Source organism: Luteimonas kalidii (genome assembly GCF_029887935.1).
Lineage (GTDB): Bacteria > Pseudomonadota > Gammaproteobacteria > Xanthomonadales > Xanthomonadaceae > Luteimonas > Luteimonas kalidii.
Window position 1 is genome coordinate 253,838 of sequence record NZ_JARXRO010000009.1, and the last position, 6,000, is coordinate 259,837.

Below are 6,000 nucleotides of genomic sequence, written 5' to 3' on the forward strand. Positions count from 1 at the left end.
CCCGAATTAATCGCCCGCGCCGAGCATGCACTCCATCGCCACGGTCGCATCCGCCGACTGACGCATCGAGGAGCGCAACGATGAATCCGTCCACCGATCCGGCCACGACCCCGCGATGCACGCACGCCGCAGTCGCCGCATCGGATCCCGTGCGTCGCGGGGCGTCGCACTGACATGGCGACGTCGCCGTCATCGCCAGCGCGCACCGGCCTGCTGCAGTCGCTGGCGAACATCCGCCGCGACGAAGCGGCCGCCGTGGCCGTCGCGGCGTTGTTCTTCTTCTGCGTGCTGACCGCGCTGATGCTGCTGCGCCCGGTGCGCGACGCGCTGGGCATGGCGCAGGGCATGGACCAGGTGCGGTGGCTGTTCGTCGGCACCGCGGTGGTCACGCTGGCGGTCAATCCGGTGTTCGCGTGGCTGGCCGCGCGGCTGCGCCGGTTCCCGCTGCTGGGCGCGACCTACGGGTTCTTCGCGATCGGGCTGGCCACGTTCTGGGCGCTGCTGCAGTTCGCACCCGGCGCGATCGGCGAGCGCAGCGGACAGGCGTTCTACGTCTGGTTCAGCGTGTTCAACCTGTTCGCGACCATGGTGTTCTGGGCGCTGCTGGCCGAACGCTTCGACGCCGACCAGGGCAAGCGCCTGTTCGCGCCGATCTCGGTCGGCGGCACCCTGGGCGCGATCTTCGGACCGTGGCTCACCTCGCGCCTGGCCGAAGCAGTGGGCACGCCCGCGCTGCTGCTGGTGGCCAGCGGCTTCCTGCTCGCGGCGCTGATGCTGGCGTGGTGGCTGCTGCGGCTGCTGCCCGACCGCAAGGCCGCCTCGACGAGCGAACGCGACGCACCGGTGGGCGGCAGCGCCTGGGCCGGGCTGCGTGCGGTTGTCCGCTCGCCCTATCTCGCCGGTATCGCCGGCTACGTGCTGCTGATGACGGTCATGGCGACCTTCATCTACTTCACCCGGCTGCAGATGGTCGCCGAGGTGGCCGGCGATACCGATGCGCGCGCCGCGGTGCTCGGCAACATCGACATGTGGACCCAGATCGCGGTGCTGGCGCTGCAGGTCACGCTGACCGGCCGGCTGATCCAGCGCTTCGGCCTGGGCATCGCGCTGGCGCTGCTGCCGGTCGCGACCGCGGTCGGCTTCGTCGGACTGGCGGCGTACGGCTCGTTCGTCGTGCTGATCGTGCTGGAGGCCGGCAACCGCGCGATGCAGCGCGGCATCACCCGGCCGGCGCGCGAGGCGCTGTTCACCGTGCTCGACCGCGAGGACACCTACAAGGCCAAGGCCGCCATCGACACCTTCGTCTACCGCGGCGGCGACGTGCTGGGCGCGCAGGTCGAAGGCCTGCTCGGGCGCCTGGGCTTCGCGCTCGGCGGGCTGGTCGGCGTGGTCGTGCCGCTGGCCTTCGCCTGGACCGCGCTCGGCCTGTGGCTCGGACGCGCGCATGCGCGGCACGCGGCTCCGGCCGCCGCTCCCCCGCTTCCCCCACCCGCCGCCTCCCATCGCCGCACGCGCGGCGCCGCGGCCCCACTGCAGGACTCCCCATGACACTGTTCCGACACGCGATCGCCGGCAGCGCCGGCCTCGTCCTCCTCGCCCTGTCCGCGGCCGCGGCCGCCCAGTCCGCGCCACCCGTCGCCGATCCGTCCACGCGCGGCGAATGGACGCTGGGCCTCGGCGCCGTCGTCATCGACAGCCCGTATGCGGGTGAGGGCTCAAGGCTGCGGCCGGTGCCGCTGCTCGACTACGAAGGGCAGCGCGCCTTCGTGCACGGCGACGCCGCCGGCGTGCACCTGGTGCAGTCGGGCGGGTTCGTGCTGGACGCAATCGTCTCGCTGCGCCTGGACGGCTTCGACATCGACGACCTCGGCCGCGGCGAACTGGCGGCCAACGGCGTCGACGCCACGCTGCTCGAGGATCGCGACGACAGCCTCGACGCCGGCGTCCGCGCGACCTACGGCGGCGGCTGGGGCGCGCTGTCGCTGCAGGCCGTGCACGACGTCACCGATGCCAGCGACGGCTTTGAAGTCGCGCTCGACTACCGCTACACCTGGCTGATCGGTCGCTCGGCGCTCACCGCCAACCTGGGCAGCAGCCTGCTCTCCGACGACCTCGCCGGCTACTACTACGGCACGCTCGACGAGGAGGTGGCACGCGGCGTGACCGCCTACGCGCCGGGCTCGGCGATCGTGCACCGCATCGGCGTGAGCTGGATGCATCCGGTGGGCGAGGCCTGGCAGCTGGTCGCATCGGCCGAGGCCGCCCACCTGCCCGCCGAACTGCGCGCCAGCCCGTTGCTGGAGCCCGACAGCGACCGCAGCGGCCGGCTGTTCGTCGGCTTCGGGCGGCGGTTCTGACATGGCCGCCGCGACCACCCACATGCGCGAGGCCAGCTTCCGCAACGGCGGGACCGCCATCGCCGCGCAGCTGCACCTGCCGCCGGACTTCGACCAGGACCGCAGCTGGCCGGCGGTCGTTCTCTCCACGCCCGGCAGCAGCGTCAAGGAACAGGTCGGCGCCATCTACGCGCGCAAGCTCGCCGCGCGCGGCTTCGTCGCGATCACGTTCGATCCGTCGCACCAGGGCGGCAGCGGCGGCGAGCCGCGCGATCTGGAAGATCCGGCGATGCGGGTCGAGGACCTGCGCTGCGCGGTCGACCACCTGGTGACGCTGCCGTTCGTCGACGAGGCGCGCATCGCCGTGCTCGGCGTCTGCGCCGGCGGCGGGTACGCGGTCAATGCGGCGCTGACCGAGCACCGCTTCAAGGCGGTGGCGACCGTGGCCGGCACCGACGTCGGCCGCGCGTTCCGGCGGATGCTGCGCGGCGACCGCCTGCACGCGCGCCTGGCCGAGGTGGGCCGCGCGCGCACCGCCGCCGCACGCGGCGCGGCCGAGCGGCGCGAGCGCTGGATCCCCGACAGCCTCGAGGCCGCCGGCAGCGAAAGCATCACCGACCGCGACCTGCTGGAGGCGATCCGCTTCTACCGCGAATCGCCGCACCGCCACCCGAACGCGAGCAACCGGCTGCTGCTGCGCAGCGTCGGGCCGATGCTCGGTTTCGACGCCTTCCACCTGGTGCCCGACCTGCTGGTGCAGCCGCTGATGGTGATCGTCGGCGGCCGCCAGGGCAGCACCTGCCAGTACGAGACCGGGCAGGCGCTGTACGGCCTCGCGCGCGGGCCGGACAAGGCGCTGGTGGTGATCCCCGGCGCGGGCCACTACGACCTCTACCACCGCGACGACTACATCGACCCGGCGATCGACCGGATCGCGCCGTTCCTCCAGTTCCATCTCGATCCCTGACGCGCCCCGCCGCGCCCCCTCCCCACCGTTCCCGAGGACATCGACATGCAGACCCCGACCTTCCCCCGCTCCACCCTCGCGCGCCACGCGCCCGCGTTCTCCGCCGCGCATCAGCGCCTCGCCATGCGCGCGCCACGCAATGCGGGCGCCGCGTGGCGCCAGCGCCTGGCCGCACTGAGCCTGGTGGCCGTGGCCGCGTTCGCCAGTACCACGGCCCGCGCACAGGCCGCGCCAAAGCCCGACTGGTCGACGGCCGACATGCCGTCGCAGGCCGGTCGCATCTTCGTCGTCACCGGCGGCACCAGCGGCATGGGCTTCGAGGACGCCAAGGCGCTGGCGGGCGCCGGCGCGCGTGTGGTGATCGTCGCCCGCAATCCCGAGCGCGGCGCCGAATCGATCGCGAAGATCCGCGCCGAAGACCCGGACGCGCAGGTGCAGTTCGAGTCCGTCGACCTGGGCGACCTGGCCACGGTGCGTGCGCTGGGCGAACGCCTGCGCGCATCGCTGCCGCGCGTCGACGGCCTGATCAACAACGCCGCGATCATGGCCCCGCCCGAGCGCGGCAGCTCGCCCGACGGGCTGGAGTCGCAGTTCGCGATCAACTACGCCGGCCATTTCGTGCTCACCGCCGAACTGCTGCCGCTGCTGCAGCGGAGCGAGGCCCCACGTGTGGTGACGCTGTCGAGCATCGCCGCGCTGCGTGGGCGGATCGACTTCGACGACCTGCAGGCCGAGAACGGCTACCAGCCGATGGTGACCTATGCGCAGTCCAAGCTCGCCTGCCTGATGTTCGCGCGCGAACTGCAGCGTCGCAGCGACGCCGCCGGCTGGGGCCTGCAGAGCCTGGCCGCGCATCCGGGCGTGGCGGTGACCGAACTGGTCGCGCGCGGGCCGGGTCTGGACAGCGAACAGGGCCAGCAGTGGGCCAGCCGGCGCGAGCACTACCAGACCGCCGCGCAGGGCGCGATCCCGACCCTGTTCGCCGCGACCGCGCCCGAGGCCGTCGGCGGCGCGTACTACGGCCCCACCGGTCCGCAGGAGGTCAACGGCCCGCTCGGCCTGGCCACCGTGCCGCCCGCGGCGCAGGACGCCGAGGTCGCCGCGCGCCTGTGGGCGGTCACCGAGCAGCTGACCGGCACCCGCTTCCCCACCGGCGCGCGCTGAGCGCGACCTCACCTTTCCCCCAGGAGCATCGCCATGGACCGCTGGACCCCACACGACATTCCCTCGCAACGCGGCCGTACCGCCGTGGTCACCGGCACCGGCGGCCTCGGCTTCGAGACCGCGCTGGCGCTGGCACAGGCCGGTGCCACCGTCGCCGTCGCCGGCCGCGACGCGGGCAAGGGCGCAGACGCCACCCGCCGCATCCGCGACGCCGTGCCCGGCGCGGACGTCGACTACGTCCCGCTCGACCTCGCCCGCCTCGACTCGGTCGCGGCCTGCGCGGCGCGCCTGCGCGCCTCGCTCGACAGCGTCGACCTGCTGGTCAACAACGCCGGCGTCATGACCCCGCCCGAGCGCCGGACCACCGCGGACGGCTTCGAGCTGCAGTTCGGCACCAACCACATCGGCCACTTCGCGCTCACCGCGCAGCTGCTTCCGCTGCTGCGGCGAAGCACCGACGCACGCGTGGTGACGCTGTCGAGCGTGGCCGCGCGCCAGGGCCGCTTCGACTTCGACGACCTGCAGAGCGAACGCGACTACCAGCCGATGGCCGCGTATGCGCAGTCCAAGCTCGCCTGCCTGGTGTTCGCGATGGAGCTGCAGCGCCGCAGCGAGGCCTTCGGCTGGAACCTGCGCAGCATCGCCGCGCATCCCGGCATCTCGCGCACCGACCTGCTGCTCAACGGCGCCGGCCCCGACAGCGCGGCCGGTCGCGCGCGGCGCTGGCTGTGGTTCCTGTTCCAGCCCGCGGCCAACGGCGCCTGGCCGACGCTGTTCGCGGCCACCGCGCCGCAGGCCGAAGGCGGCGCGTATTACGGGCCCGCTTATTTCGGCGAGACCCGCGGCGCGCCGAGCATGGCCCGCGTGCCGGATCGCGCGCTGGACCTGGGCCACGCGCTGCGGCTGTGGGTAGTGTCGGAACGGCTGACCGGCCTGCGCGTCGCCGACGAGGCCCGCGAGGGCGCCGATGCGCGCGGCGTCGCCCCGTTCGCCCGCCTGCGCCACGTCACGCACGCCTGACCGCACCGGAGCACGTCCATGCACAAGTGGCTCGTGTACACCGCCTTCGGCTGGCTCACGCTCACCGGCATCGCGCATTTCGCGATCGACGTGGTCTCGCACCATGTGCGTGGCGTGCATCCACCCGGTGCGCAGACCACGCTGCTGTACTACGGCCTGCACTCGGCGTACTCGCTGGGTCAGGTCGCGGTCGGCGCGCTCGGGCTGATGGTCGCGGCGCGCGCGCTGCCGCTGCTGGCGACCACGCCGCCGCTGGCGCTCGCGCTGCTGGCCGGGCTGGGCTGGCTCGCGATCGCGTTCCTGTTCTCGCCCTACGTGCCGCCGCGGATCAACGCTGGCGTGTTCTGCGCGCTGGTGATTGCAGCATGGCTGGCGCGTCCGGGGGCGATGGCGGGCTGAGCCGACTCCAGCCGACCGGCGCCGCGACACACAGCGCCGTAGCCCGGGTAAGGCAACGCCGCACCCGGGGCGTTGGCCGGGCGGCCTGCCATCCGACCCTGCGCGTCCCTGACG

The 6,000-nt window shown here is 73.4% G+C and carries 6 protein-coding genes; all 6 read left to right on the top strand.

The window, feature by feature from the left end; genetic code table 11:
- Window positions 1-174: 174 nt before the first annotated feature.
- The 6 genes from QFW81_RS02770 to QFW81_RS02795 are packed head-to-tail and all read left to right on the top strand — an operon-like array spanning window position 175 to window position 5,886.
- A complete protein-coding gene (locus tag QFW81_RS02770; RefSeq protein WP_280577034.1) occupies window positions 175-1,548 on the top strand; it encodes an NTP/NDP exchange transporter in 1,374 nt (457 codons plus the stop codon).
- On the top strand, window positions 1,545-2,357 hold the full coding sequence (locus QFW81_RS02775; protein ID WP_280577035.1) for a MipA/OmpV family protein: 813 nt from the start codon (window positions 1,545-1,547) through the stop codon (window positions 2,355-2,357). Before QFW81_RS02770 ends, QFW81_RS02775 begins: the two co-directional genes overlap by 4 nt.
- A gap of 1 nt (window position 2,358) precedes the next feature.
- A complete protein-coding gene (locus QFW81_RS02780) occupies window positions 2,359-3,303 on the top strand; it encodes an alpha/beta hydrolase (protein WP_280577036.1) in 945 nt (314 codons plus the stop codon).
- A gap of 45 nt (window positions 3,304-3,348) precedes the next feature.
- Window positions 3,349-4,467, top strand: a complete 1,119-nt coding sequence (locus QFW81_RS02785) for an SDR family oxidoreductase (RefSeq protein ID WP_280577037.1) — start codon at window positions 3,349-3,351, stop codon at window positions 4,465-4,467.
- Window positions 4,468-4,500: 33 nt separating this feature from the next.
- Window positions 4,501-5,487 (top strand): SDR family oxidoreductase, encoded by a 987-nt coding sequence (locus QFW81_RS02790; RefSeq protein WP_280577038.1) that lies wholly within the window; start codon window positions 4,501-4,503, stop codon window positions 5,485-5,487.
- A gap of 18 nt (window positions 5,488-5,505) precedes the next feature.
- Window positions 5,506-5,886, top strand: coding sequence for a hypothetical protein (locus QFW81_RS02795; protein ID WP_280577039.1), 381 nt, complete (start codon window positions 5,506-5,508; stop codon window positions 5,884-5,886).
- Window positions 5,887-6,000 lie beyond the last annotated feature (114 nt).